Annotated in this window: 21 protein-coding genes; 5 read left to right on the top strand and 16 right to left on the bottom strand. The window is 72.9% G+C overall.

The features are described from left to right. Nucleotides 1–149: 149 nt before the first annotated feature. The 5 genes from ACZ4W5_RS15630 to ACZ4W5_RS15610 all read right to left on the bottom strand — a co-directional run bounded on the left by ACZ4W5_RS15630 (nucleotide 150) and on the right by ACZ4W5_RS15610 (nucleotide 6,037). A complete protein-coding gene (locus tag ACZ4W5_RS15630) occupies nucleotides 150–926 on the bottom strand; it encodes a 3-oxoacyl-ACP reductase (RefSeq protein WP_465654956.1) in 777 nt (258 codons plus the stop codon). Next, entirely contained in the window at nucleotides 923–2,296 is a 1,374-nt protein-coding gene (locus ACZ4W5_RS15625; RefSeq protein ID WP_465654955.1) for an aldehyde dehydrogenase family protein, read from the bottom strand. Before ACZ4W5_RS15625 ends, ACZ4W5_RS15630 begins: the two co-directional genes overlap by 4 nt. Nucleotides 2,297–2,370: 74 nt before the next feature. Then, nucleotides 2,371–3,078, bottom strand: a complete 708-nt coding sequence (locus ACZ4W5_RS15620) for a gamma-glutamyl-gamma-aminobutyrate hydrolase family protein (protein ID WP_465654953.1) — start codon at nucleotides 3,076–3,078, stop codon at nucleotides 2,371–2,373. Then, nucleotides 3,075–4,433 (bottom strand): glutamine synthetase family protein, encoded by a 1,359-nt coding sequence (locus ACZ4W5_RS15615; protein ID WP_360229450.1) that lies wholly within the window; start codon nucleotides 4,431–4,433, stop codon nucleotides 3,075–3,077. Before ACZ4W5_RS15615 ends, ACZ4W5_RS15620 begins: the two co-directional genes overlap by 4 nt. Further along, a complete protein-coding gene (locus ACZ4W5_RS15610) occupies nucleotides 4,430–6,037 on the bottom strand; it encodes an amino acid permease (protein WP_402490537.1) in 1,608 nt (535 codons plus the stop codon). The genes ACZ4W5_RS15615 and ACZ4W5_RS15610 overlap by 4 nt, the downstream gene beginning before the upstream one ends. Nucleotides 6,038–6,250: 213 nt before the next feature. Between ACZ4W5_RS15610 and ACZ4W5_RS15605 the strand changes: the two genes are divergently transcribed. Continuing rightward, on the top strand, nucleotides 6,251–7,000 hold the full coding sequence (locus ACZ4W5_RS15605) for a FadR/GntR family transcriptional regulator (protein ID WP_360229448.1): 750 nt from the start codon (nucleotides 6,251–6,253) through the stop codon (nucleotides 6,998–7,000). Between the two features lie 113 nt (nucleotides 7,001–7,113). Here the strand turns inward: ACZ4W5_RS15605 and ACZ4W5_RS15600 are convergent, their stop codons facing one another. Then, nucleotides 7,114–8,655, bottom strand: a complete 1,542-nt coding sequence (locus ACZ4W5_RS15600; protein WP_465654950.1) for an alpha/beta fold hydrolase — start codon at nucleotides 8,653–8,655, stop codon at nucleotides 7,114–7,116. A gap of 571 nt (nucleotides 8,656–9,226) precedes the next feature. On the opposite strand from ACZ4W5_RS15600, the gene ACZ4W5_RS15595 reads away from it, so the two are divergent. Continuing rightward, entirely contained in the window at nucleotides 9,227–9,688 is a 462-nt protein-coding gene (locus ACZ4W5_RS15595; RefSeq protein WP_465654970.1) for a DUF2199 domain-containing protein, read from the top strand. 317 nt (nucleotides 9,689–10,005) lie between these two features. Here the strand turns inward: ACZ4W5_RS15595 and ACZ4W5_RS15590 are convergent, their stop codons facing one another. Further along, entirely contained in the window at nucleotides 10,006–11,352 is a 1,347-nt protein-coding gene (locus ACZ4W5_RS15590; protein WP_465654948.1) for a nucleotidyl transferase AbiEii/AbiGii toxin family protein, read from the bottom strand. Then, nucleotides 11,349–12,137, bottom strand: a complete 789-nt coding sequence (locus ACZ4W5_RS15585) for a hypothetical protein (protein WP_465654947.1) — start codon at nucleotides 12,135–12,137, stop codon at nucleotides 11,349–11,351. Before ACZ4W5_RS15585 ends, ACZ4W5_RS15590 begins: the two co-directional genes overlap by 4 nt. 290 nt (nucleotides 12,138–12,427) lie before the next feature. Here ACZ4W5_RS15585 and ACZ4W5_RS15580 point away from each other — a divergent pair, with 290 nt between their 5' ends. Further along, on the top strand, nucleotides 12,428–12,940 hold the full coding sequence (locus ACZ4W5_RS15580) for a hypothetical protein (RefSeq protein WP_465654945.1): 513 nt from the start codon (nucleotides 12,428–12,430) through the stop codon (nucleotides 12,938–12,940). Nucleotides 12,941–12,948: 8 nt separating this feature from the next. On the opposite strand, the gene ACZ4W5_RS15575 is transcribed toward ACZ4W5_RS15580, so the two are convergent. Further along, nucleotides 12,949–13,545 (bottom strand): restriction endonuclease, encoded by a 597-nt coding sequence (locus ACZ4W5_RS15575; RefSeq protein WP_465654943.1) that lies wholly within the window; start codon nucleotides 13,543–13,545, stop codon nucleotides 12,949–12,951. Nucleotides 13,546–14,005: 460 nt separating this feature from the next. Here ACZ4W5_RS15575 and ACZ4W5_RS15570 point away from each other — a divergent pair, with 460 nt between their 5' ends. Further along, a complete protein-coding gene (locus ACZ4W5_RS15570; RefSeq protein ID WP_465654941.1) occupies nucleotides 14,006–14,515 on the top strand; it encodes a GNAT family N-acetyltransferase in 510 nt (169 codons plus the stop codon). Between the two features lie 62 nt (nucleotides 14,516–14,577). Here the strand turns inward: ACZ4W5_RS15570 and ACZ4W5_RS15565 are convergent, their stop codons facing one another. Next, nucleotides 14,578–15,471: a LysR family transcriptional regulator gene (locus ACZ4W5_RS15565; RefSeq protein ID WP_465654939.1), complete on the bottom strand. Its 894-nt coding sequence runs from the start codon at nucleotides 15,469–15,471 to the stop codon at nucleotides 14,578–14,580. Nucleotides 15,472–15,597: 126 nt separating this feature from the next. Here ACZ4W5_RS15565 and ACZ4W5_RS15560 point away from each other — a divergent pair, with 126 nt between their 5' ends. Beyond that, a complete protein-coding gene (locus ACZ4W5_RS15560) occupies nucleotides 15,598–16,686 on the top strand; it encodes an alcohol dehydrogenase catalytic domain-containing protein (RefSeq protein WP_465654937.1) in 1,089 nt (362 codons plus the stop codon). Nucleotides 16,687–17,001: 315 nt separating this feature from the next. On the opposite strand, the gene ACZ4W5_RS15555 is transcribed toward ACZ4W5_RS15560, so the two are convergent. From ACZ4W5_RS15555 to ACZ4W5_RS15530, 6 genes are all read right to left on the bottom strand, one after another. Beyond that, nucleotides 17,002–19,914, bottom strand: coding sequence for a DUF5682 family protein (locus ACZ4W5_RS15555; RefSeq protein ID WP_465654935.1), 2,913 nt, complete (start codon nucleotides 19,912–19,914; stop codon nucleotides 17,002–17,004). Continuing rightward, nucleotides 19,911–21,026, bottom strand: coding sequence for an ATP-binding protein (locus tag ACZ4W5_RS15550; protein WP_465654933.1), 1,116 nt, complete (start codon nucleotides 21,024–21,026; stop codon nucleotides 19,911–19,913). The genes ACZ4W5_RS15555 and ACZ4W5_RS15550 overlap by 4 nt, the downstream gene beginning before the upstream one ends. A gap of 87 nt (nucleotides 21,027–21,113) precedes the next feature. Beyond that, nucleotides 21,114–22,592 carry a VWA domain-containing protein gene (locus tag ACZ4W5_RS15545; protein WP_465654931.1) on the bottom strand — a complete coding sequence of 493 codons (1,479 nt, stop codon included), beginning with the start codon at nucleotides 22,590–22,592 and terminating at the stop codon, nucleotides 21,114–21,116. 8 nt (nucleotides 22,593–22,600) lie between these two features. Beyond that, nucleotides 22,601–23,989, bottom strand: coding sequence for a hypothetical protein (locus ACZ4W5_RS15540; protein ID WP_465654929.1), 1,389 nt, complete (start codon nucleotides 23,987–23,989; stop codon nucleotides 22,601–22,603). Beyond that, nucleotides 23,989–24,495 carry a hypothetical protein gene (locus tag ACZ4W5_RS15535; RefSeq protein ID WP_465654969.1) on the bottom strand — a complete coding sequence of 169 codons (507 nt, stop codon included), beginning with the start codon at nucleotides 24,493–24,495 and terminating at the stop codon, nucleotides 23,989–23,991. Before ACZ4W5_RS15535 ends, ACZ4W5_RS15540 begins: the two co-directional genes overlap by 1 nt. A gap of 413 nt (nucleotides 24,496–24,908) precedes the next feature. Further along, nucleotides 24,909–25,646: a PIG-L deacetylase family protein gene (locus ACZ4W5_RS15530; RefSeq protein WP_465654967.1), complete on the bottom strand. Its 738-nt coding sequence runs from the start codon at nucleotides 25,644–25,646 to the stop codon at nucleotides 24,909–24,911. Nucleotides 25,647–25,748: the final 102 nt, after the last annotated feature.

Raw genomic sequence — 25,748 nt, 5'->3', positions numbered from 1 at the left:
ATACCACAAACTGTCCCCACCCCCCGCCTCCGTTTCTCGGAGTCCCCCCCCCTTTGGGAAACGCCCCCCAAAGGACCCCCCCCGCCCCCCGCCCCCCCCCCCCGAGGCCTCCGCGGCCGGTGGCGGCCGCGGCTACTACGGGGCCGCGGCTACTGCGGGGTCACGTAGGCGCCGGAGATGCCGCCGTCGACGAGGAAGGTGTTGGCGGTCATGAACGAGGAGTCGTCGGAGGCGAGGAAGGCCACCGCCGCGGCGATCTCCTCGGGCTCGGCGAAGCGGCCCAGCGGGATGTGGACCAGCCGGCGGGCGGCCCGCTCCGGGTCCTTGGCGAAGAGCTCCTGGAGCAGCGGGGTGTTCACCGGCCCCGGGCAGAGGGCGTTGACGCGGATGCCCTCGCGGGCGAACTGCACGCCCAGCTCGCGCGACATGGCCAGCACGCCGCCCTTGGAGGCGCTGTAGGAGATCTGCGAGGTGGCCGCGCCCATCACGGCGACGAACGAGGCCGTGTTGATGATCGAGCCCTTGCCCTGGCGCTGCATGTGCGGGATCGCGTACTTGCAGCACAGGTAGACGCTGGTGAGGTTGACCTCCTGGACGCGCTTCCAGGCCTCCAGGCCGGTGGTGAGGATGGAGTCGTCGTCCGGCGGGGAGATGCCCGCGTTGTTGAAGGTGATGTCGAGGCGGCCGTACTCGTCGACGGCCCGCTGGAAGAGGTCGCGCACCGCGGTCTCGTCGGTGACGTCGGCCTGGATGAACAGGCCGCCGACCTCGTTCGCGGCCTTGGCGCCGGTCTCGGGGTCGAGGTCGACGCAGACCACCTTCGCGCCCTCGGCGGCGAAGCGGCGGGCGGTCGCCAGGCCGATGCCGCTGCCGGCGCCGGTGATGACGGCCACGCGGCCGTCGAGTCGCTGGGTCATGGTGATCATTCCTCCGTGGAGATGAAGACGTTCTTGGTCTGGGTGAAGGCGTCGAGGGCGTCCGGGCCGAGCTCGCGGCCGAGGCCGGACTGCTTGAAGCCGCCGAACGGCGTGGTGTAGCGCACCGAGGAGTGGGAGTTGACGGAGAGGTTGCCGGCCTCGACGCCGCGCGAGACGCGCAGCGCGCGGCCGAGGTCCCTGGTCCAGATGGAGCCGGACAGGCCGTACTCGGTGGCGTTGGCGATCCGCAGGGCGTCCTCCTCGTCGCGGAACGGGACGACGGCGACGACCGGGCCGAAGATCTCCTCGGTGAAGGCGCGGTCGTCGTGCCGCACGGGCGCGAGGACGGTCGGCGGGTACCAGAAGCCGGGCCCCTCGGGGGCGTTGCCGCGGAAGGCGACGGCCGAGGCGTCCGGGACGTACGAGGAGACCCGCTCGCGGTGGGCGGCCGAGATCAGCGGGCCCATCTCGGTCTTCTCGTCGGCCGGGTCGCCGACCCGCACGCCGCGCACGGCCGGCTCCAGGAGCGCCATGAAGTCGTCGAAGGCGGAGGCCTCGACCAGGATCCGGGAGCGGGCGCAGCAGTCCTGGCCGGCGTTGTCGAAGACGGCGTACGGCGCGGTCGCGGCGGCCTTGGCGAGGTCGGCGTCGGCGAAGACGATGTTGGCGCTCTTGCCGCCGAGTTCGAGGGTGACGGGCTTCACCTGGGCGGCGCAGCCCGCCATGATCTCCTTGCCGACCCTGGTCGAGCCGGTGAAGACAACCTTGCGCACGTCGGGGTGGCTGACGAAGCGCCCGCCGACGACCGGGCCGCGTCCGGGCAGGACCTGGAGCACGCCCTCGGGGATTCCGGCCGCCAGGGCGAGTTCGGCCAGTCGCAGCGCGGTGAGCGGGGTGAGCTCGGCCGGTTTGACGATGACGGTGTTGCCGGCGGCGAGCGCCGGGGCGAGGGCCCAGGCGGCGATCGGCATCGGGAAGTTCCAGGGCACGATGACCCCGACGACGCCGATCGGCTCCTGGAAGGTGACGTCGATGCCGCCGGCGACGGGGATCTGCCGGCCGAACAGCCGCTCGGGGGCGGCCGCGTAGTACTCGATGACGTCCCGCGCGTTGCCCGCCTCCCAGCGGGCGTTGCCGATGGTGTGGCCGGCGTTGGCGACCTCCAGGGCGGCGAGGTGCTCGCAGTCGGCGTCGACGGCGGCGGCGAAGGCGCGCAGCAGCCGGGCGCGGTCGGCGGGGGCCACCCGGCGCCAGCTGTCGAAGGCGGCGCGGGCGCGGGCGACGGCGGCGTCGGTCTCGGCCAGGCCGGCCAGTTCGACGGTGGTGATCACCTCCTCGGTGGCGGGGTTGACGACCTCGAAGAGGTCCGGTTCGGTCATCGGGGGCTCTCCCTCTGGCTGGCGGTGCGACTGGCGGTGGTGGCCGGCGGTGGTGGCCGGCGGCGGCTTGCGGTCTAGCGGGCGGTCCGGCTCGCGTTGATCAACGCGTGGAACAGGCGCAGGTCGTCGGGGTCGGTCTCCGGGTGCCACTGGACGCCCAGGGCGAAGCGGTGGCCGGTCAGTTCGAGCCCCTCGACCGTCCCGTCGGCACTGTGCGCGGTGGCCCGGAGGCCGGAGCCGATCCGGTCGACGGCCTGGTGGTGGTAGCAGGCGACCTCGGTGGCGGGCCCCAGCACGGCGGCGAGCCGGCTGCCGTCGACGACCTCGACCCGGTGGCGGACGAAGCGGGCGGGAACGATCTGGTGGCTGTCGTCGGGCAGGTGCTGGACGAGGGTGCCGCCGAGTTCGACGTTGAGCAGCTGCATGCCGCGGCAGACCCCGAGCACCGGCAGGTCCCGGGCGAGGGCGGCGCGGAGCAGCCGGCTCTCCCAGTCGTCGCGGGCGCGGTGGGGCGGGCCGGTGCGCGGGTGGGGGGCCGCCGCGTAGCGGGCCGGGTCGACGTCCGATCCGCCGGCCAGCACGAGCCCGTCGAGGGCGTCGAGCAGGTGGTCGGCCCCGCCGGGCTGGGGCGGCAGCAGCACCGGGGTGCCGCCCGCGCGGACGACGGAGTCGACGTACGTCTGGGGCACGAGCGAGGCGCGCTGGTTCCAGACGGACCAGGCGGCGTCCTCCTGGTAGCTGCTGATGCCGATCAGGGGCGGTCGGCGGTCCTCGTGGGTCACAGCCGCTCGAATCCGCGGCGACGCTCCCAGTCGGTCACCGCCCTTTCGTAGGAGGCCAGTTCGGTGCGTCCGGCGTGGGTGTAGTGCCGGACGACGTCCTTGCCGAAGGCCTCGGTGGCGACGGCGCTGCGCTCGAAGGCGTCGACCGCGTCGCGCAGGGTGGCGGGCACCCGGGGCGCGTCGGAGGCGTAGGCGTTGCCGGTGAACTCCGGCTGGAGTTCGAGCTGTTGCTCGACGCCGTGCAGTCCGGCGGCGATCAGGGCGGCCACCGCGAGGTACGGGTTGACGTCGCCGCCGGGGACGCGGTTCTCGAAGCGCAGCGACTGCCCGTGGCCGACGACGCGCAGGGCGCAGGTGCGGTTGTCGCGCCCCCAGGCGATGGCGGTGGGCGCGAAGCTGCCGGGAACGTAGCGCTTGTACGAGTTGACGGTGGGGGCGAACAGCAGGGCGAAGTCGGCGAGACAGGCGAGCTGGCCGGCGAGGAAGTGCTCCATGGTGCGCGAGAAGCCGTGCGGGCGGTCGCCGGCGAACACCGGGGCGCCCTGCTCGTCGCGCAGGCTCAGGTGGATGTGGCAGGAGTTGCCCTCGCGTTCGTCGTACTTCGCCATGAACGTGAGGCTGCAGCCCTCCTGGGCGGCGATCTCCTTGGCGCCGGTCTTGTAGACGGCGTGGTTGTCGCAGGTGGTGAGGGCGTCGGCGTACTTGAAGGCGATCTCGTGCTGGCCGAGGTTGCACTCGCCCTTGGCGGACTCGACGGTCAGCCCGGCGCCGGCCATGCCGTTGCGCAGCCGGCGCAGCAGGGGCTCGATGCGCCCGGTGCCGAGGATGGAGTAGTCGACGTTGTACTGGTTGGCCGGGGTGAGCCGGGTGTAGTCCTTGTCCCAGGCCTGTTCGTAGCTGTCCCGGAAGACGATGAACTCCAGCTCGGTGGCGGCCTGGGCCTGCCAGCCGTAGCCGGCCAGGCGGTCGAGCTGGCGCTGGAGGACCTGGCGCGGGGAGACGGCGACCGGGGTGCCGTCGTGCTGGACGACGTCGCACTGGACCATGGCGGTGGCCGGGTGCCAGGGGACGGACCGCAGGGTCGCGAGGTCGGGGCGCAGCGTCAGGTCGCCGTAGCCGTTCTCCCAGGAGGAGACCTCGTAGCCGTCGACGGTGTTCATGTCGACGTCGACGGCCAGCAGGTAGCCGCAGCCCTCGGCGGCGCCGGTCACGACGTCGTCGAGGAAGTACTGGGCGGCGACGCGCTTGCCCTGGAGGCGGCCCTGCATGTCGGTCATGGCGAGCACGACGGTGTCGACGGACCCGTCGGCGACGCGGGTGCGCAGCTCGTCGAGGGTGAGCCGGGGGGTGGTCATCGGGTCTCCTGTTCGGTGTCCCGGGTGTCGGGGGCGGGCGGTGCTTCGTGGGCTTGCGGGGTGCCGAGGTCGGACGGCGCGGCCCCGACGTGCGGCCCGGTGAACCAGTGCCGGGCCGAGGCCAGCCACCAGATGCCGGCGAAGCCGACCACGACGGCCACCGCGACCGGGGTGTAGTTGAAGCTGTCGACGGTGATCGGGCTGGCGGTGGGCAGCATGAACAGGACGGTGATCACCGCCGTCCAGACGACGGCCACGACGCCGATCGGCCGGCTCCAGCGGCCCAGGTGCCAGGGGCCGCGCGGGAAGTCCTCGCCCTGGCGCAGCCGCAGGTACACCGGGATGACGTAGGAGAGGTAGAGGCCGATGACGGAGATCGAGGTCACGGCCGTGTAGGCGGTGTTGTTCCAGAGCGCGGGCAGCCCGAGCAGCAGGGCGCCGCCAGTGGCGAGCCAGACCGCGTTGGTCGGGGTCTGGGTGCGCGGGGAGATGCGGTGCCAGAGCCGGGAGCCGGGCAGTGCGCCGTCGCGGGAGAAGGCGTAGATCATGCGGGAGTTGGCGGTGACGGAGGCCATGCCGCAGAAGAACTGGGCGCCGATCACGATGAGCAGCAGGAACTGGGCGCCGCCGGAGCCGATCGCGTCGATGAAGATCTGCGCGGGCGGGACCTGGGTGTCGCTGTTGAGCGCCCCGTCGTAGTCGCGGATCGCGAAGGTGATGCCGAGCAGCAGGATCCAGCCGGCCACCAGGGAGACGGTGATGGCGTTGACGATGCCGCGCGGGCCGGAGCGGGCGGCGTCCTGGGTCTCCTCGGTCATGTGCGCGGAGGCGTCGTAGCCGGTGAGGGTGTACTGGGCCATCAGCAGGCCGAGCATCGCGACGTAGAACTGGCTGTGGAAGCCGGTCTGGTTGACGAACTCGGTGAACACGAAGGAGGCGGAGGCGTGCCGCTCGGGGAGCAGCGCGAGCGCGCCGACGATGATCGCGACGCCGATCAGGTGCCACCACACGGAGACGCTGTTGAGGACGGCGACCAGGCGCACCCCGAAGGTGTTGAGCAGGCCGTGCACCACCAGGATGACCGCGAAGATCTCCATGGTGTGCGCGGGGGTGGCCGCGACGCCGAAGCGCAGGTCGAGGAAGGCGTTGGTGAAGAAGGCCGCGCCGTAGTCGACGCTGGCGGTCACCGCGACCTGGCCGAGGAAGTTGAACCAGCCGGTGAACCAGCTCCAGGCCGGGCCGTGGCTCCGGCTGCGGGTCAGCTTGGCGGACCAGTAGTAGAGCCCGCCGGCCGTCGGGTAGCTGGAGCAGATCTCGGCCATCGCGAGGCCGACGCAGAGGGTCAGCAGGCCGACCACCGGCCAGCCCCAGATGATCAGGGCCGGGCCGCCGGTCTTCATCCCCGTCCCGTAGAGGGTCAGGCAGCCGGACAGGATCGAGACGATGGAGAAGGAGACGGCGAAGTTGGAGAAGCCCGACATCGAGCGGGCCAGCTCCTGGGTGTAGCCCAGCTCGCGGAGGCGTTGTTCGTCGGCGGAAACGGGGGATGAGTCCAGCGGAAACACGGCGGGGGCAGGGTGGTCGGGTGAGCGTGCGTCGGTCATGGGCACCCCTGGGGGTTGAGGGTGTGCCGGGGGGTGCGCGGCCACGACGGCGTGGCACACCCGCCCCGGCGGCTTCGACGGTCGGACGGCTCTTCAATGGTCTAAAGTCAGACCATTGGGTGGGTGAGCAGCATCGTTCCGGCTGGACGGTGGCCACGTCAAGGGCAGGACGGGAACGAGTGCGGGAGATCCGATCGCAGGTACGATTCCCGCGTGGACGTGGATGTGACACGTGAGCAGGCACGGCTCGACTGGGAGGCCGGGGCGATCCTGCGCCCGGTCCGGACCGGCAACGCCTTCGAGGAGACCGTCGAACGGCTGCTCCAGGCGATCAAGCTCGGCGTGTTCCGCCCCGGCGACCGGCTGCCCGCCGAACGCGACCTCGCCGCCCGGCTCGGCGTCAGCCGCGAAACCCTGCGCGAGGCACTCCGCACGCTCCAGCAGGCCGACTGCGTCGAACCCCGCCGAGGCCGCTACGGCGGCACCTTCGTCACCTACCGGATGCCCGAACCGGACGTCGCCGACCTGCGCCGCGCCGCCCGCGACCTCGGCGGCGCACTCGAGGACGCGCTGACCTACCGGCAGGTCCTGGAGGTCGGCGCCGCCGAGGCCGCCGCCCGGCGCCCCCTCTCCCCCGAACAGCGCGCCCACCTGGAGGACCGGCTCACCGAACTGGACGCGGCCCCGGCGGAGCAGTACCGCCAGCTGGACTCCCGCTTCCACCTCGCCATCGGCGAACTCACCGGCTCCCCCGCCCTCGCCGCCGCCATCGCCGAGGCCAGGATGCGCCTCAACGACCTGCTGAACGCGATCCCCATGCTGGACCGCAACATCGAGCACGCCGCCGAACAGCACCGGGCCATGGTCCGCGCGATCCTCGCCGGCGACGGCGACGCCGCCCGCCGCGCCACCGAGGAACACCTCGCCGCAACGGCATCCCTGCTCCGCGCCTTCCTCGCCTGACCTCTCTCGGTCGAGCCAAGGGTCCGTTCTGCGTCGCCGCCGTGCCGTCGCCGACACGGTCAGCGGCCCGTTCAGGTCCCGCAGTTCAGGCCCCGCAGATCGGGCCCTGCAGTTCAGGCCTCGCAGTTCAGGTCCTTCGCGGGCAGCCGGCCTGTGGTCAGGTACCGGGTGACGCTGTCGTCCGCACAGGACGGGCCGACCACCACGACACCGTGACCCTCGCCGCCGACCACCGTGACCATCCGTGCGCCGTGCAGTGCCCGCCGCATGCCCTGGGCCATCGCCAGGGTCGCCTGCGGGTCCCACTGGTTCTGCACGATCAGCGCGTTGACGTCGTTGTCCACCACGGTCGCCTGCTCGGTGGCCGCCGACTTCCAGAACGCGCACGGCACGATGCCCGCTCCCAGGTCGCCGGCCAACGGGTACTCGGCCCGGTCCCGGATCGCGTCCCGGCGGTACCGCTCGGGGTCGCGCGGCCAGTTCCGGGTGTCGCCGCAGAAGACGGCCCACGCGACGGCGGGGATGTTGTCCGCCGGAACCGCCGCTCCGAACGCCCCCGACGGCGCCGTGTTCGGCCGGTTCGGCGCCGACTCACCCGCCGCCGCGGCTCCCGGCTCCGCCGGCCCGGCAGGGGCCGGCGCCCCGCCGTCGGCGGCGGCCTTCAACGCGACGATCCAGGGGGTCACCGTCTCCACCCGGACGAACGCGGCGTACCCGGAGCGGATGGCGTCCCCGTCGAGTGCCCCGCCCGTCGTGGGGACGGGCGTCCGGTCGGCGTGGGCGATCAGGTCCCAGAACGTCTTCCGGACCTCGCCCGGGGTCCTGCCCAGCCCGTACGTGGAGCTGCGGGCGGCGGCCCACTCGGTCCAGCGGGTGAAGGCGAGTTCGGCCCCAGCCGACCACCCCCGGAGCGAGCCCCGCCACGCGAGCGCGGGATCGAGCGCGCTGTCGAGGACGAACCGGTCCGAGCGCCGGGGGAACATCTGGGTGTAGACCGCGCCCAGGTAGGTGCCGTACGAGTGCCCGAAGTAGGAGATCCGCCGCTCCCCCAGCGCCGCCCGGACGACATCCATGTCCCGCGCCGTGTTGCGGGTGGTGATGTGCGGCAGGACATCCCCCGCCTTGGCCCAGCACTTGTCGGCCACCGTGCGGGCCCGGGCCACGTCCCTGGCGAACGTCGCCGCCGCGTAGGGGTGTTGGAAGGTCTGCTCGTCCGCCGTCAGGTCGCAGCCGATCGGCGAGCTCTGCCCGACTCCGCGCGGGTCGAACCCGATCAGGTCGAACCGCTCCCTCACCCCGGCCGGCAGCAGCGGCTGCATCTCCACGGGCATGGTCAGCCCCGGACCGCCCGGGCCCCCGGGATTGATCAGCAGCACGCCGTGCCGCTCCTTCGCGTTGCTCGCCTTGATCCGCGATATCGCGAGGTCGATCCGCCTGCCCCCGGGGTCGCCGTAGTCCAGCGGCACCTTGACCTTCGCGCACTCGAACTCTTCCGGGCGCTGCGCGTCGCAGCGCTCCCAACGGAGGCCCTGCCGCTCGTACTGCTGGAGCGGATCCGCCGCCGCGAACGCCGTCGCGGGAGTCAGCGCCGCCAGAACGGAGGCTGCAACACCCGCCGTCAGTACGGGAATCGTTCGTATGCCTTGCAGAGCCATGGCAGTTCCTCCGTGCGGAGTCGGTGTCCGGGATCACCTCCAGTCTTCGGTCCGCCGCACCCTCATCTTGTACGGCGCGGGGAGGGGCCCATGATCCAACCTGCGGCGTACACCGACACGCCGTGCCTACTGCTGGCGTCTCACTTCCCGTCAACCGCCCATCAGGGTGGACCCCGATCCGGTGACGGCCGCCCTTCCCGCTTCCGCGCCCAACATCCGACCGCACGAAGGCCGTTGCCCGAGGGCCCTACCCGAACAGGTCCCGAACCGCTGCCGGACGGACCCGGGCGAGGTGAACCGCCCCTCAGCGGAGTCCGTTCACCTGCCGTGGCGGAGGTTGTGGGGCAGCTGCGGCCTCATCCGCCTCGAAGCTGGAACGGGACTGCCCCCTCGAGAGGCCGTCTCGGGGGGATCGGGGGGATCGGGGGGATCGGGGGGATCGGGGTCGCCGCCGGTCCCGGCGGGCGGAGTGCCCCGACAGGTGTCAGATCCGATCATTAGGATTCCGCCCATGACCAGTGATCCCGGATTCACCTGCTCGTGCTGCGGCGCGCACCACGCAGAACTGCCGATGAACTACTCGGCAACGGCCCCCTCCGTCTGGGACCCGAGCTTCGACGGGGCCCCGGGCTGCCTGCTCTCGTCGGATCAGTGCGTCATCAAAGCGCAGCACCACTTCGTCAAGGGCCTGGTCGAGATACCGGTCGTCGGCAGCAGCGACGTGTTCTCCTGGGGCGTCTGGGTCTCCCTGAGCCCCGAGAACTTCTCCCGCGCCGCAGACCTCTGGGACACACCAGGGCGTGAATCCGAGAGGCCGTACTTCGGCTGGCTGACCACCGAGCTTCCCGTCTACTCGCCCAGCACCGTCAACCTGAAGACCCGCCTCCACACCAGGCCCATCGGTCGGCGCCCCCTCATCGAGCTCGAGCCCACCGACCATCCCCTTGCCGTCGAGCAGAGGACCGGAATCACCTTGGCTCGCGTGCGCGAGATCGCCCAGGCCGTTCTGCACCCGGCCGACAGCAACTCGTGACTCCGGCAGCCGACGGCGAGCCCATCGAGCAGCTCCCGGAGATGGACGAGCGCGAGCACCTCGCCTGCATCGGCCAACGCCCCTGCTGGTCAGCTGCGACTCCTTCCACCGGCCGACCGCTTTCCTGACCGGCTACGACGAGCACGCCACCCGTCAGGGCGGCCCCGGCGCTCCGGCACCCGCGAGGACCTGGCCGCCGCCTGCCCGCCCGCCTGCCCAGCCGCGCCGTCGAGGGCTCCTGAGGCGGCACTCGTACGCTCCCGGAGTCGGCACGGCCCGGTCAGGACGACGACGGGTGTGCCCGGGGCCGATTGGCCTCAGCCGGTGGTGCGCGCCCCGCCGTCGTCGCCCGCGAGCTCGACGGCGTAGCGCGAGGCGGCCGCCGCCAGGAGGCGGGTCTTCCGGTGGGGTGCGGTGCCGAGATGGTCGGCGACGGTACGGTCGGCGGCGTCGAGGTCGCCGCCGAGCAGTTCGCACGTGATCACCAGGGTGTTGTCCGGGAGCATGTGGCGTCGGGACATGCGTTGTTGGACCTCGTCCATGCCCTCGCTCGCCAGTACGTCCCGCAGTTCCTCGATCAGCGGGGCCAGCCACTGGGCCCGCAGGGCGTACTCGCCGCGGTCGGCGAAGGTCGGGTGGAGCGCGGCGAGCAGTTGGGCCGGGTACTCCTCGACGGGTTCGGCGAACTCCGGGTGGTCCTTGGCGAATTCGTCCCAGTCGACCTCGAGGCCGCTGATCTGCTCCGGGCGGACCGGCCAACGCGACCAGCTCTCGTCGGACTGGACGAAGACCTGCCGCAGCAGGTCGTAGGGGACCTCGGCGGTGCGCGAGAGCAGGATCGCGTCGTAGAGGTCCTTGCCCTGGGGGTGGTTGTCGGAGACCAGCCACAGGAGCTTCCACGCGAGGGAGAGCTGCGGCGTCGCGCCGAGCAGTGGTCCGGTGACGCCCGGGAGCCGGTAGGGCTGCGGCGGGACGGGCAGGTGCTCGGTGAAGACGAAGTCGAGTTGGACGCTCCCGCCCGGGACGCCCGGCGCCGACCACGGCAGGACGAGCCTCCGCCCGGGGATCCTGCTGTACGTCCAGATCTCGTCGCTGAGCGCCTGGTCCGCGTGCAGCCGCACCCCGCCGGAGAGGCGCTCGGCGGCGGTCGCGAGTTCGCTGAGCATGCGCTCCGTCCGCTCGTCCTCCAGTTGCCAATCCACCGGGCGGACCACGAAGTCCAGGTCGCCCGGTTCGCGGGCGTGTTCGCCGTACCAGGCCCGCAGCAGGATGCTTCCGCGCAGCACCAGGTGTTCGGCCCACGGCGAGTCGGCAACGGCGGACAGTACGGTGTCGAGCGCCTCGCGCCGCGCGGTGAGCCAGCGTTCGGCGAGTCCGGGGTCGGTGAACGCGGGTTCGCTGGGCCGGAGGGCGCGGGCGTAGCCGGCGAGGGCGGGGTCGAAGACCGGCTGCTGGGTCACCGTCTCGTCGTCGATCGGGCGGATGCTCCTGGGCAGGTCCCGGTCCTCCCGGACCTCCTCCGACGGCGGCTGCTTGGGCAGCAGGACGCCCTGCCAGGGCCCGTACCGCAGGTCCTCCCACGCCACGGGGGACTCGGGCCGGGGTTGCGGCTGGGGCCCGAGCTGGGACTGGGAGTGGGGGGACTGGGACTGGCCCTCGGTCATGTCGGCTCTCCTTCTCCGTGCTGCCGGGCACTGTGCCCGGGCTCGGTGATCCATCCCGCGTCGAGGGTCTCGTCGCTGTCGACGACCACGAACTCGCGCTCCACCGAGGCGACTTCGCGGCCGTCGGCGGAGAGGTCCCGCAGCAGCGCGTCCAGCCGGCGGCCCGCGGTGTCCAGGCCGACCAGGCGACACCGCTGGGTCACGAACCACTCGCGCCGGCCGTCCTCGCGCGTCCGGCGCGGGTTGCGCGACAGGTGCGCGCCGTGCCGGACGGCCAGTGCGGTGAGCTCGGCGAAGCGGGCGGGGTCGGCTGCTGGGGTCTGGGCCGTACGGGCCGGAGCCTGGGCCTGGGGCAGAGCCTGGGCCTGGGCCGGTAGCAGCAGCTTGACGTGGTGCTCGAAGTAGCGCCCGGCCCCGTGCGACGCGGCGTCCTCGTCCGAGGCCGGGACGCCCTCCGCCCACGGCGTGGCCTCGATCTTCGCCCGCAGGACGGTGAATCCGGCCCGCTCGACCCGGCCCCGGACCCGGGCGGTCAGCGCGGCGACCTCCTCCAGCGTGCCGTCGGCGCGCAGGGTGAGCATCGGCTGCGAGGGCGACGTGCCGCGCTCCAGCAGGATGTGGGTGAACTTCAAGCCCTGGCCGTCGGCCCACGCGGCCAGCGCGTCGGCGGCGCCGTGCCCGACGGTCAGGTGCACCTCGAAGCCGCCCCGGACGGCAGGGAGAGCGGGTCGAGCGGGCTGGGCGGGCCGGTCGTCAAGGCGCTGGTCAGGGTGGATGGCGAGCATGGGGACCATCCTGCCAAACGGCTCTGACAACGGCCCTTGCTGGTCGACTTGGTGACATCGACCACCGCACCGCCCCCGCCCCACGGCGGCGGCAACAGGGGTGAGGCGGGTGGGCACCAGTGGGTCGGGCCGGGGACTCCATCGGGGTAGATTTCAATTGAGGAGACGTCACAGCGGTCCGTTAGGGGTCCGGACCTGCGCGAATGAGTAGCCGTACTCATGCGGCGGCCTGGACGGACCGACGAGGCTCTACCCATCCTCACCCGCCCGCCTCCCCCGGAGCGACCGCCATGACAGCAACCCACGAACCGTCGGACCGCCGGCCCCTGCCCGCAAGGCTCGTCGCCGAAGGGCTCGTACCCGTACGGCTGGCGCAGGCCGGGGCCTGGCTCTGGGGCATCGCGCCCCTGTACCTCGTGGTCATGCGGCCCCGTCACGCCAACCGCCTGCCGCCGCGCGAACAGTGGGGCGCCGCCGAGGTGGAGACCTCCCAGCTCAACACCCTCGCTGCGGGGTTCATCGCCTTCCTGGCGCTCAGCATCGCGGCGGCCGCCGTCTGCCTGTGGATCGGCACCGCCGTCCACCTCCGCCGGGGGACACGGACAGCGCCTGCCCTCGCCATCGTCACCGCGTTGGGCACCGCCTCGGTGGCCGTCGTCGGTGTCGACCAGGTCTTCCACGGGCTGCTGAACGGCCGCTCCGTCGGCATCCTCGTCCCGTTGTTGTCCGCGAGCGTGGCCGCCCTGGTGGTCGGGTTCCGGGCCGCGCGGCCGGGGCACCAGGTGCCCGTGGCCGGGCGCTGAGCCGGGGGTCACGCCCAGGGCGGGCCGCCCGTGCCCTCTGCCCACCGGGCGAGCGCCCGCCGGTCGACGGCGCGGATGCCGACCCGCGCGCAGAACGCGGCGGCGGCCTTGGTGAACGAACTGGTCGTCACCACGGCGGCCAGGTCGCAGCGGTGCACGTCACGGTACGTGCCGTTGACCCGCTGGACGTCCTGCGAGCCGACGAACGTCCGTGGCCCGTACCGCTTCGCCTGGATCAGGATCCGCTGTCCGGTCGGGGTGGTGGCCAGCACGTCCGCCGCGAGGTCCCCGGCACCGCCGACCACCGAGACCTTCGTGCAACCGTCCCGTCGGCACAGGTCCGCCAACGCGCGCTCGAACGCCTTCGGGCTCATCGCCAGGAACGGCCCGATGTGGCGCAGCTGCGCCGCCCGCGTGTCCAGCTCCCGCTGTCGCGCCCGGACGCGCGTGCGCAGCACGGCGACGCCCGCCCCCGCGCCCGCGAGGACCAGCACGGCCACCAGCAGCAGGTGCTGGGCCAGCCACTGCACCACCACCGAGAGCAGCACGAGGACGATCACGGCCGCCACGCCCAGCAGCACCGCGTTGTCCCGCGCCTGCCGCACCCGACGGGCCCTCCGTGCGGCAGTCGACCGGCGTCGCCGGACAGGTCCACGGGCCACGGCACTCCCCCTTCGCGCCACAGTGTTCGTGCGAGCGTAGAGTCCACTCCCGCCCGGCCGCCTGCGAACCAGGTGAATTCCGCTGGTTACGGCTCCGAGTTGACCGGATCCCGGCGGCCGACGACCGAACACTGCGAGCACGGGTTCGCATCGCGCCGGGCCATGGCGTCGCGCCTCGACCAACGCCTCTGACCGGGGAGTGAAGCAGTGCAGCACCCAACCGGCCGACGGTCAGGAACCCGCAAAGCCCCTGCGTCGCTGCAGGTCGTGAAGGGTCCTCCCCGCACCCACGGGGGTCAGCCGCTGGCCGGAGGGTTGCACGTTTCTGGGCAACGTGGGCTGCCTGGGCTGGTTCGGGAGGCTCGGGGGCCGATGTGTCGGTGGGCGTGGGTAGCGTGGCGGGATGGGCAGGACTGTCACGTATCTGGAGATGACCGGTCTCGGGGAGCTGCGGCCCGGGCGCGTTGTGTCGGCGTTGGGGCTGCGGCGGGAGGAGGGGCTGTCGGCTCTGGTGCGGTCGGTGCAGGCGCGGGTCGGTGCGGCCCACGGCTGGCGCAGTGCGACCCGGTCCGAGCGGGAGTGGGAGGAGTTGGCGCGGACTCATCCGCACCGTCAGTACTGGCTGATCGTGTTGGAGGGCGAGACGGCTGGGATCACCGCGCTGGAGCCCCTGGCCGGCGGGGAGGTGGAGATCCGCACCTTCGGGCTGCTGCCTGAGTACGTCGGCCGGGGGCTCGGCGGACATGCGTTGACGCTCGCGCTGCAACAGGCCTGGGCGACCGAACCGTTGGAGGCGGAGGCCGTACGCAGGGTGTGGCTGCACACCAACTCCGACGACCATCCGAACGCACTCGTCAACTACCAGCGCCGGGGCCTGCGCGTCTACCGCACCGAGGCCGAGCAGGAGCCGTAGCCGTAGCGGTGGCGGTGGCGGTGGCGGTGGACGCGCAGGCGGGCGGGGCTACCGACCCCCGCTTACGCAGTGGCGATGACGGCTCGGGTGACGGCCGTGACGGTCGGGGTCGGGCGGCCGGGGAGTCGGGCCACCAGGATCCGGCGGATCTCGGGCGGGGCTCCGTCGACGTGCAGCAGGCTCACCCCGGGCGGAAGGAGCGGCGCGAGCCGGGAGGGCACCGTCGTCACTCCGAAGCCACCGGCCACCAGGTGGAGCTTCGTCAGCCAGTCACGCGCGGCGTGGACGATGCGTGGCCGGCCGGGCAGGCCGGGCCAGACGCCGAGCAGTGGTTCGGAGTTCGACGCCGGGGTGGCGATCCACCGGGCGTCGAGCAGTTCGTCGACGTGCACCGTGGTGCGGCCGGCGAACTCTCCGGTCGACGGCGCCGCCAGGACCAGTTCGGTGTCCGCGACGGTCTCGACGTGCAGGCGCGGTGACTCGCCGTCCAGGGGGCGGTGGGGCGGGCGGGAGGTCAGCACGGCGAGGTCGATCGAGCCTGCGCGCAGGCCCCGGACCAGGGCGGGTGTGGTGCCCTCGGTGGTCGTGACGGTGATCTGCGGGTCGGTTGCCGCGAGGCGGGCGAGCGCAGGGGGCAGGATGCCCGCGCCCGCGCTCAGGAACAGTCCGAGCCGCAGCAGTTCGGCCTGTGGGGCGGTACCGGTGAGGTCGCGCTCGGCCGCGGTCAGGCTGTCCAGGATCGTGCGGGCGTGGCGCAGCAGGGTCAGGCCCGCGGGAGTGAGCCGCACTCCGTCGGGGCGGCGTTCGAACAGGGCGGTGCCCGCGCTTCGTTCGAGGGAGGCGGCCTGGCGGGAGACCGCCGACTGCGTGTAGCCGAGCCGGGCGGCGGCTGCGGTGAAGCTTCCGGACTCCGCGATCTGTCGCAGGACCCGCAGGCCGGTGCTGGTGACGTCCATGCCGCATACGCATACCACACATGCTCGATCGTCGCTTCCCGCATGTCCGTCGGGCTCCTAGGGTCGATCCCGACGAACACGAACGCACGGACGCACAGACAGAAGGACGAACACGGAGGTCAACTCGTGCGAGCAGCAGTCCTGACGCGGTTCGGCGCCCCGCTCACGGTGCGGGAGGTGCCCGACCCCGAGGCCGGCGGTGGCGAGGTGGTGGTCCGGGTGCTCGCCGCCTGCGTGGCCCCGTACGCGGCCGAGGTGTTCAGCGGCGAGCGACGATACCCCCTCGTGCCTCCCGTCGTGCCCGGCATCGGCGGCGTGGCGCGGGTCGTCCAGGTGGGCCCGGACGCCACCCGGCTGCGGGTCGGCGACCTGGTGTGGTGCGACTGCACGGTGCGCTCGCGGGACGACGCCCTGACGCCCGACATCACCCTCCAGGGCTGGAGCTCACGGGGCGAGGGCGGCGCGCGGCTCGCCCGGTACCTGCACGACGGGTCGTTCGCCGAGCTCATGCGGGTCCCGACGGAGAACGTGTTCCCGTTGCCCGCAGCGGCCGGGGACGACCCGGCCCGCTGGGCCGCGCTCGGCGTGCACGTCATCCCGTACGGCGGGCTGCTGGCCGGCGGGCTCGCGGCCGGCGAGACGCTGCTCGTCAGCGGGGCGACCGGCAACCTCGGCAGCAGCGCCGTCGCGCTCGCGCTGGCGATGGGGGCGGGCCGGGTGGTCGCCCCCGGCCGCAACCGGGCCGCGCTCGACCTCCTCGCCGACCGGTTCGGCCCGCGGGTGCGCCCCGTGCCACTCACCGGGGACGAGGCCGGCGACCGCGCCGCGATGTCCGCGGCGGGCGACGGCCCGATCGACCTGGTGCTGGACCTGCTGCCGCCGAGCGCTCCCAGCTCGGTGGCGGCCACGGCGGCCATGACCGTGCGCGAATACGGACGCGTGGTCCTCATGGGCGGCGTCGGCATGCTCGGCGGCGACGACCTCGCACTCCCCTACCCGTGGATCATGCGCAACTCGATCACCGTGCGCGGCCAGTGGATGTACCCGCGTACGGCGAACGTCGGCATCATCCGGCTGCTCGCCTCGGGCGCCCTGGACCTCGCCCCCGAACGGGTCCGGTCGTTCGGCCTCGACGCGGTCAACGAGGCCGTCGCGTACGCCGCCTCGCACGGCGGCCCGTTCGACCGCACCGTCCTCACCCCGTCGGCCTGCTGACGGGGCCGCAGCGGGGAAGGCAGTCGGCCGGCGGGCAGCAGTCCGGTGGGGACGTGCGCGGGGAGGTGGTGGACGACCATCTCGGATCGTTTCGTGTCCGGGGCCGCCGACACGTTGTGGCGCTCGAAGCCGGTCTCCCGGTCACGGTAGACGGGGCGCTCGGCCCTGCGCATGACCACGGCCCCGCCGGAGGCGGCCGTCGGCCCTGTCCTGACCGGGTGCCAGGACAGGGCCAGATGTCAGGGCAGGGCCGGGGCCAGGACAGGGCCGACGGGCGACGGGCGACGGCGCACGGGCGGCCCGCTCGCGCTCCGCTCAGGCGGCGCCGAGCAGGGACGCCAGAGCGCCGGCCGTCCCCGGGTGCCGGCCGAGCAGCGCCGAACCCGCCGGGATGTGCGGCGCCGTCCAGGACCCGTCGCAGTCCAGGAGGCCGGCGAGCGTGTCGCAGGTGGCGGGGTGTGCCGCGAGCAGGGTGGATCCCCGTCCGGCGGTGCTGCTGCCGGGCCGGGCCGGCTGGGGCACCGGTGCGAGCCACGGCGGCACCCAGGCGTCCAGTTCGGCGAGTCGGCCGGGGAAGATCCGTCCGGCTTCCTTGGTGAGCTTCGGGGCGAGCTCGGCGCCGCCGCTGCGCAGGGTGGTGATCAGGGTCGGCAGCCAGGGCAGCAGGACCGGGTCGGGCAGGCGGGCGAAGGCCTGGGAGACGGCCTCGACGACGAGGTCGACCAGGCTGGGGACCGGCTCCAGCGCGTGGAGCAGCCCGCTGAGGTAGCGCGGGTAGGCGGGCAGCAGGAGCGGGTTCCCGAGCAGTCCGTCGCAGCGCTCGCGCAGGTCCTGGCGGGTGAGGTGGCCGAGTTGGACCTGCGCGGCCCACAGCAGGGCGCGCTTGGACTGGTCCTGCGGGTCGGACCGGGCGACGGCGAGCTCGAGTTGGGCGCGGTCGCCGCCCAGCGACAGGGCCAGGCCCTCCATGCTGAACAGGAAGCTCAGCATCGCCGCGACCTGGCGCGCCGTCGCCGTCTCGTCGGTGAACGCGGTGGGCAGCAGGGCGCAGTAGTGGGCGTACCCGGCCTCGGCGAAACGTTCGATCCAGCGCGGCAGGACCGGCTCGCTGGTGCGGTAGAAGGCCAGCAGTCTCCGTACCCGGCGCAGCACCTCGGGGGCGCCGTCGACGCCGCGCTCGGTGGTGAGCACCTGGAGGGCGCGGGCGCCGAGTTCGTCGGCGAGCCGCCGACTGCCGAGGTACCGGGTAGCGTCCTCCACGGTCCGCAGGACGAGAGCGGCGTCGGCCTGCGGGGCGGTGGCCTCGCGGCGCAGGCGCTGCTCGAGGACCTGTTCGAGGGTGACGCCTTCGTAGCCGAGCTCGATCAGGGCGCGCTGGTGGGTGCCGAGCGAGAGGTCCCAGGACTCCTGCTTGGGTTCGTCGCCGAGGGTGCGCTCGCCCATGATCGGGCGGGCGGCGTCGGGAATCAGGTGGCGCAGCATCCAGAGCACGTCGGAGCAGGGGCGCAGGTCGGGCTGGGACTTGATGTCCAGCAGAGCGCGCTTGACGCCGCGGGCCTGGAGGTTGAGGCCGAGCGGGGCGAGGCGGTCGTGGACGTCGCGGGCCAGTGGGGGCAGCGACTCGTAGCCGACCTGGCCGATCCGGTCGCCGCCCATCATGATCTCGACCAGGCGGCGGACGTCGCGCCGGCCGGGCACGGTGTCCTTCTCGATGCAGGTGACGGCCGCGTCCTGGAAGTCGTACGGGGTCGGGCGGGCGCGGTCGCGCAGGCCGGCGAGGAGGATGGACGTCTCGTAGACGGCGATGGCGTCGGCGGTGGAGGCGAGGTAGCCGTTGCGGCGGGCCGCCCGCACGATCTCCACGGACCAGCCGAGCAGTTCCTCCTGGTCGAGCCGGTCCAGGACGGGCGGGCGCTGCAGGAACCCGGACAGCCTGTCGGTGCTGTCGACGCTGTCGGTGCTGTCGGTGCTGTCGACCTCGGCGACGGGGGCGAGGGCGACGGCCTTCCGGGTGCGGGTGGCCGTCTTGCGGGCGCGGGGGGCCTTGGCACCGGCGCCGGCCTGGCCCTTGAGCCGGTAGGGCTGGACCTGGGTGCGCTTGAGGTTCTTCTCCCACTGGGCGGCGGCGATCGACACCGCCCCGCCTTCGAGGCCGAACTGCGTCTCGATGGCGGTGTGGCTGGAGGGGATCAGGCCGTACTGCCACTCGGTGGCGGTGCGCGGGGGCACGACGAAGGTGTCGGAGCCGTGGAGGCCGAACTCCTCGACCCGGCTGGCGGCGTGGAAGGCGCCGCAGATGTAGACGCTCTGCGCCGGGTCGGCGCCGGTGGCGGCCAGGTGCTCGCGGATGCGGGTCCACATGTACCGCTCGCGGTCCTCGTCCACCCGCACCCGGTCGGCGTCGCCGGGTGCCAGGCGGCGGAAGAGGCTGCCGATCAGGAACATGACCTGCCGGTAGGTGTCGTGGTCGGCGTCGCCGAGCGGCCCCTCGACGTACTGGTGCCACCACTCCGACCAGTGCCGCACCTTGCCGTGGCGCAGCAGGTGCCGTTCGAGGTCGGCGAAGCGGGGTCGTAGGTCGCCGAGTTCGACGCCGACCGCGTCGCCGTGCAGTGCGGCCTCCTCGGAGGGGGTCGCGCCCGGCCCGGCGGGGGTCGCATCCGGGACGGCCGGGGTCGCGTCCGGGGCGGCGGGGTTGTTTCGGCGGGCCTGCCACTGGAAGACGTGGTCCGAGGACCGGTCGACCAGGACCAGGTCCACGCCGGGCGTCTCCAGCGCGTACGCGATGGCCTGGTACTCGGCGGAGGCCTCGGTGATCGGCGCGACGACGGACAGCGGTGCCCAGTCGGCGGGGAACCCGTCGATGCGGGTGGCGAAGGCCTGGACGGCCACCGGCAGGCGGCAGTTGCGCAGCTCGGTGAGCAACGGGGCCATGTCCTCGCACAGTTCGAGGAAGACCGTCCTCGGCTGCCGGGCGCGCAGGTGGCGGGCCATGGCGGTGGCGGAGGCGGGCGAGTGGTGGCAGACCGGAAAGATCTCCAGCGGTTCGCGCAGGGCGCGCTCGACGTCGCTCACCAGGCCGTGGAGGATGCCGTCCAGGGCGCCGGGTCCTTCGGCGAACTCGGCTGCGGCTGCGTCGAGTTGGGCGCGAAGCGCGTCGAAGGCCTCGACGGTCTCGGGGCCGGGGTGCCCGCCGACGGCGGGCACCCGGGTGGTGGCGCGGCTCATGCGAGCGCCTTGAGGGTCTCCAGGCCGGCGGCGAGGAACTGCGGCCACTCGCCGCCCTCCTGCTCGCTGCGCTGGTGGACGGTGTTGGCCAGGTACTTGGTGAGGATGCTGGTGTCCTCGGGCGCGCGCCGGCTGAGCGAGGAGACCAGGGAGGAGCCGAGGGCCTGGGCGGTGAGCGCGCGTTCGCCGAAGAAGTTGCTGTGGAGGATGGCGTCCTCCAGCACGCCGATCTGCTCGGCGGTGGACAGGGCCGACTCCAGTCGCTCGTCGTCGCTGCCTGCCGCCGTCGCGACGGCGCGCAGGTCCTCGAAGGAGCGCAGCAGTACGTCCAGCAGGGTGGGCGGCACGTCCAGTTCGATCTGGTGGCGGCGCAGCAGTTCCTCGGTGCGGAAGCGGACGATCTCCGCCTCGCTCCGCTTGTCCGTCACCACCGGGATCTGGACGAAGTTGAAGCGCCGCTTGAGCGCCGACGACAGGTCGTTGACGCCGCGGTCGCGGCTGTTGGCGGTGGCGATCACCGCGAAGCCGGGCTTGGCGAACACGGTGCCGTCCTCGCCCTTCAACTCGGGCACCGACACGTACTTCTCGGAGAGGATGGAGATCAGCGCGTCCTGGACGTCGCTGGTGGAGCGGGTGAGCTCCTCGAAGCGTCCGATCGTGCCGGTCTCCATCGCGGTCATGATCGGCGAGGGGATCATCGACTCGCGCGACTGGCCCTTGGCGATCACCATGGACACGTTCCACGAGTACTTGATGTGGTCCTCGGTGGTGCCGGCGGTGCCCTGCACGACCTGGGTGGAGTTGCGGCACACGGCAGCGGCCAGCAGCTCGGCGAGCCAGCTCTTGCCGGTGCCGGGGTCGCCGAGCAGCAGCAGGCCGCGGTCGGAGGCGAGCGTGACGATCGCCCGCTCGACCACGCTGCGCTCGCCGAACCACTTCTGGGCCACCTCGCGCTCCAGGCCGTCGGAGGGCTCGGAGCCGAGGACGAAGGTACGGATCATCTTCGGGGACAGCCGCCAGGTGGACGGCTTCGGGCCGGAGTCGACCGACTCCAGGTAGTCCAGCTCGTCGGCGTACTTGGTCTCGGCGGGGGCGCGGAGCATGTCGGACATCGGACAGGAGCCTTTCTGTGGTACGGAGTTGGGGATTCGAGGATTTGTGGCTTCGGGCGTGACGTGGGTGCGGGGCGGGGCGCCGGGTCAGGTGAGGAAGGTCTTGAGCTCGTGGACCAGCTTGCTGATGTGGCCGGAGACCACCGGGGTGCCCTGGTCCTTGAACCGCGAGCGGAACCACGGGTTGACGCTGCCCCGGCCCCCGCTGGTGACCGAGCCGACCGGGATGAACTTCGCACCGGAGCGGTGCACGGCGGCCATCTGCGCGAACAGCTCCTCGCCGCGCCACTCGTAGAAGTCAGAGATCCACACGACGACGGTGTTGCTCGGCTCGGCGATCTTCGGCTGGGCGAGAGCCATGGCGACCGTGCCGTCGGTGCCGCCGCCGAGCTGGGTGCGCAGCAGCGTCTCGAACGGGTCGTGGACCCACGGGGTGAGGTCCACGGCACGGGTGTCGTAGGCCACCAGGTGCACGTCGACCTTGGGCAGGCCGGCGAAGATCGAGGCGAGGATGGTGCAGTTGACCATGGAGTCGACCATCGAGCCGGACTGGTCCACGACCACGATCAGGCGCTGCGGAGTCGTCTTGCGGGTGGTGTGCCGGTAGTAGAGCCGGTCGACGTAGAGCCGCTCGTCCTCGGGGCTCCAGTTGACGAGGTTCTTCTCGACCGTGCGCTTGAGGTCGAGGTTGCGCCACACCCGCTTCGGCGCCACCGAGCGGTCGAGCTCCCCCACCGTGGCCTTCTCGACCTGGGTGCGCAGCACCTCGGCGACCTCGTCGACGAACCGGCGGATCAAGGCCTTGGCGTTGGCGAGCGCGGTGCCGTCGAGGTTGCCCTTGTCGTGCAGCAACTGCTCGATCAGCGACATGCTCGGGGTCAGGCGGGCGGCGAGCTTGCTGTCCGCGAGGACCTCGCGCAGGCGCATCCGCTTGACCAGGTCGGCCTCGATGGCGGCGAGTTCGGGGCCGATCACGGGGATCAGCGTGGACAGGTCCGGGGTGCCGGGGGTGCCGGTGCGTATGCCGGTGCCGGCGTGGCGACCGGCGTGGCGGCCGGCGCGCAGCTCTCCGGGCTTGCAGCCGAGGGCGCGCTCCAGCCATCCCGCGTCGGACTGCCAGCGGGAGAGCTGGCCCGCGGTCACCGTGCCGGAGCCGGTGGCGAGGGCGTTGAGGAGGATCTTGGAGTACAGGGCCGCGCGCCGTACCTCGGCGGCCCGGTCGCGGGCCCCGGCGGGGGCGGCGGCATCGGCGTCGGCCCCGGCGTCGGTGTCGGCATCGGGTGCCAGGAGGCCGTCGAACTCCGCTGCCAGGCCGGGGTGGCGCTGGACGAGCGAATCGACGGACGTACGGGGGTCCAGCAGGCCCGCGGGCAGGCCCAGGTCCTCGACGACGGCCAGGCTCGCCGTCTCCAGGGCGGGCTGCTCCGCCGGGTCGAACAGGCGCGCCAGCAGCTGCCAGTACAGCACCTGTCGGCGGTTCCCCTCGGGGTCCGCGAGGGGGACGCCGTTCGCGTCGGTGGTGGTCGTGGAGATGGTGGTGGTGGAGATGGTGCTGGTGGTGGTCATGGGTCCGGTCACTTCCGCAGCAGCTTGCCGGCGCGCTCGCGCAGCACGGTCACCGTCTCGGTGGCGGCGGTCTCGGCCTTGGCGCCGCTCTTGTCGGTGGTGCCGCCCGCCCACGCACCGGCGTGCAGGCCCACCGCCCGGCGCTTGACGGTGGTTTCGACGGCGAGCGGCTGGAGGACGAAGGCCCCGGCGTCCCAGCGCAGCAGGCCGATGCACGCGGTGGACGCGGCCACTGCCTGCGGCGTGAGCGGGCCGGCCGCCGGGATGCGGTCGGTGTCGACCGCGAGCGGGTGGCCGGCAAGGTCGAAGGTCAGCACCCCGTCCTGCTCCCTGGCGGTGTAGCCCTCCAGGAAGACCGGTTCGGCCAGGCGGACCGGGTGGCGCTCCAGCGGCGCGACCGGCGCGCCCACGGCAGTGGGCAGCACGACCCGGGCGGTGGCGAACGGGTCGGCCTCGGCCGCGGTGCGGGCGAGGTCGTCGCTCCACAGCAGGTCGCCCTCGGCGGTGAGCGGCATGTCCGTCACCGTCATGGCGCGGCCCTCCCCCGCCGCCGCGAGGAGCGACATCCGGGGCCGCAGCAACTGCCAGACCCCGGCGCCCAGGACGCTGTCCGGCTTCGGGACCGACACCGACGCCCGGACCAGGCGGGGCACCGAACCGTCCGCCGGCTCGAACACGGCATGGACCTGGGCCTGCGCGGCCGTCGCGTGCTCGTGCAGGTCGACACCGAGCGGCAGCAGCCGTCCGCTGACCGGCTGCGGGTCAGGGACGGAGCACGCCCCGGGAGTCGTCAGCAGCACCGCCCGCGACCACAGGTCGGCCCAGCGGCGGACCGGCACGCGTTCCAGGCTCGCTCCCGGGCAGGACGCGGCGAGTTCGCCCGCGAACCCGTCCAGCAGCACCGCCAAGCGGCGCAGCCGCGGGTCCGGGAGCATCGCGGAGACGACCTGCGCCGAGGCCGACACGAGATCGTGGTCCATGCCGAGCCAGCCGGCCCGGGCCAGGTCCGCCAGCCAGGCGCGGGCGGCGGTGAGCACGTTCGACGAACCGGCCGGGCCCGCGGCGGGCACCGTCCACGGGGTGGTGGGGCGGCCGGTCGCCTCGGCCACCACGCCGTGGAGCGCGTCGTGGGCCGCGCCCAGCAGAGCGGTGCGGGCGGCGGCCAGGGCGAGCAGGTGGTGCTCGTCCGCAGTGCCGGCGGCCGCCTTCTCGGCGGCCTCGGCGACGAGAGCGGCCAGCGGCGAGTCGGCGACGGCCCCGGCGAGCTCGGCCAGCGCCTGCGCCTGGGCGGGCCGGGGCCGCATCAGACCGTCGGACATCGCCCGGTCGAAGGCGTCGACGACGGCGAGCGCCTCGTCGAGGCCGTCGACCGGCGCGTGGAGGAGGTCGGTGCGCATCACGCCACCGCCGTCCGGGTGGTCGGGAACCAGTGCATGTCCGGCAGCGGAGTGGTCACCGGCTCGAACTCCAGGTACTCCAGGTGGTTCAGGAACCGGGTGAACACCGCCGCCGCAGGGGACTCGGCGGCCTTCGCCGGGCGGGTGGCGGTCATGGCACCGGTGATGACCGGGGCGGTGGCCTCCGCCGTGCCCGGGTCCACCCGCAGGTAACGGGCGACGCGGTCGCCGCCGAACTGCACCACGGCCTCGCCGACCAGCGCCTCCAGGTGCTTGCAGTAGCTGCCCCGGGCGCCGCCGCAGGGACGGTTGTTGTTGGTGCTGCACGAGAACGCGAAGGAACCGGCCTCGACGGCCGACACGTAGACCCGGCCGATGTCCGAGCCGCTGGACACGACACCCTGCAAGCGACCGTCCGCCAACTGCACGAACGGCACCTTGGCGAGCTTGCGGGGCCGGGCGGGCGGAACCACCCGGACCGTACTCGAACCTTCCCAGGCAGGCAGAAGCACACCATCTCCAATGGGTTTGGGGGGGACAGCGCGCCGCAAACACGGCGGCGGCGCTTGTGGTGATGAACGTAGTGGTCACCACCGACAAACGGGCCCGCCGGACGCTCTCCCGGTCCGCAGACACGCCCCCGTGGCACGATGTCCATCGCTCCTTGGCGCCTCAACAGCCCTGCGACTCACGAGCGATGGCTACTGGGCCATCGGTCAGGAACGGGCGAAGCCACTCCATCGCTGCAGTTCGCGAAGGGTCCCTCACCGCACCTGCGGGGGTCAGCGCTGTGGTTCGGCGGATTCGGTGCTGCGTTCTGCGGAGGTCACGCGGTTCTCGCCCCGAACCCCGTTCGGGTGTCCGGGCCTGCTTGCGGGCGTCTGGGGCCTGTCCCGGCGGAGCGTCAGAGCCGGCCCGGTCAGGGTGTCAGCTCGTGGAGCGTTCCCGGCGTGGGGCGGATGTCGAGGCGGGTGAAGTACTCGGTGGCGATGATCCGTTCTCGGGCGTCCGGGCTCAGGCGGGACAGCAGGCCCGGCAGCGGGCGCTCCCGGCCGACCTGGCTCGCGTGGGCGAGCACCGCGGACCATTTCTGGGTCAGCCAGGGGCGGACGTCGACGGTCGCGGTGATGTGCTCGTCGGGAACGCTGAGGACCGTCTTGCTCACCCCGGTCAGCAGCGGGCCCAGGTCGCCGACGGCGGAGTCCGGGTGGGTCGCGCAGTAGAGGGCTCGGGGCTGCCAGGGGTCGCCGGCATCGGGGTAGGCGTGCCGGAGTGCGGCCGCCTGGACGGCGAGCAGCGTGGCGCGGTGGGTGTGCACGTGATCGGGGTGTCCGGTCAGTCCACCGTGGGAGTCGTGCGTGACGACGATCTCGGGCCGAACCTCGCGCAGGATCCTGACAAGTTGTCCGACCACCACGTCCAGCGGCGCGTCGCACAGCCGCGTCCGCCCGGGGGCTGACGCGGGGACGCGGTGGTCGGCCCATCCGAGCAGCCGGGGCTCGCCCGCTCCGAGGAGCTGGGCCGCCTCGGCCAACTCCCGTGCGCGCTGCGTCCCTTGTTCCCAGGTCGCGGTGACGACGGTGGTACGGGCTCCGGCAGCCGCGTGCTGTGCGAGTACGCCTCCGGCCACGAGCGACTCGTCGTCGGGGTGCGTCATCACGGCGAGCAGGCTGGGCAAGCGGGGCAGCGGCACGGAATCCTCCCGACCGGGTTGCGGCGTTGGACCCGGTCGGGCCCCACCGGTCTTGGCGCGACGCGG

Source organism: Kitasatospora sp. NPDC029367, from assembly GCF_055569135.1.
This window is presented reverse-complemented; position numbering and strand designations above follow the sequence as displayed.

Bases quoted from the DNA above. Each gene is read 5' to 3' on its own strand.
- ACZ4W5_RS15630 (WP_465654956.1), bottom strand. From the start codon at position 926: ATGATCACCATGACCCAGCGACTCGACGGCCGCGTGGCCGTCATCACC.
- ACZ4W5_RS15625 (WP_465654955.1), bottom strand. From the start codon at position 2,296: ATGACCGAACCGGACCTCTTCGAGGTCGTCAACCCCGCCACCGAGGAG.
- ACZ4W5_RS15615 (WP_360229450.1), bottom strand. From the start codon at position 4,433: ATGACCACCCCCCGGCTCACCCTCGACGAGCTGCGCACCCGCGTCGCC.
- ACZ4W5_RS15610 (WP_402490537.1), bottom strand. From the start codon at position 6,037: ATGACCGACGCACGCTCACCCGACCACCCTGCCCCCGCCGTGTTTCCG.
- ACZ4W5_RS15600 (WP_465654950.1), bottom strand. From the start codon at position 8,655: ATGGCTCTGCAAGGCATACGAACGATTCCCGTACTGACGGCGGGTGTT.
- ACZ4W5_RS15595 (WP_465654970.1), top strand. From the start codon at position 9,227: ATGAACTACTCGGCAACGGCCCCCTCCGTCTGGGACCCGAGCTTCGAC.
- ACZ4W5_RS15590 (WP_465654948.1), bottom strand. From the start codon at position 11,352: ATGACCGAGGGCCAGTCCCAGTCCCCCCACTCCCAGTCCCAGCTCGGG.
- ACZ4W5_RS15585 (WP_465654947.1), bottom strand. From the start codon at position 12,137: ATGCTCGCCATCCACCCTGACCAGCGCCTTGACGACCGGCCCGCCCAG.
- ACZ4W5_RS15580 (WP_465654945.1), top strand. From the start codon at position 12,428: ATGACAGCAACCCACGAACCGTCGGACCGCCGGCCCCTGCCCGCAAGG.
- ACZ4W5_RS15570 (WP_465654941.1), top strand. From the start codon at position 14,006: ATGGGCAGGACTGTCACGTATCTGGAGATGACCGGTCTCGGGGAGCTG.
- ACZ4W5_RS15565 (WP_465654939.1), bottom strand. From the start codon at position 15,471: ATGGACGTCACCAGCACCGGCCTGCGGGTCCTGCGACAGATCGCGGAG.
- ACZ4W5_RS15555 (WP_465654935.1), bottom strand. From the start codon at position 19,914: ATGAGCCGCGCCACCACCCGGGTGCCCGCCGTCGGCGGGCACCCCGGC.
- ACZ4W5_RS15550 (WP_465654933.1), bottom strand. From the start codon at position 21,026: ATGTCCGACATGCTCCGCGCCCCCGCCGAGACCAAGTACGCCGACGAG.
- ACZ4W5_RS15545 (WP_465654931.1), bottom strand. From the start codon at position 22,592: ATGACCACCACCAGCACCATCTCCACCACCACCATCTCCACGACCACC.
- ACZ4W5_RS15540 (WP_465654929.1), bottom strand. From the start codon at position 23,989: ATGCGCACCGACCTCCTCCACGCGCCGGTCGACGGCCTCGACGAGGCG.
- ACZ4W5_RS15530 (WP_465654967.1), bottom strand. From the start codon at position 25,646: ATGACGCACCCCGACGACGAGTCGCTCGTGGCCGGAGGCGTACTCGCA.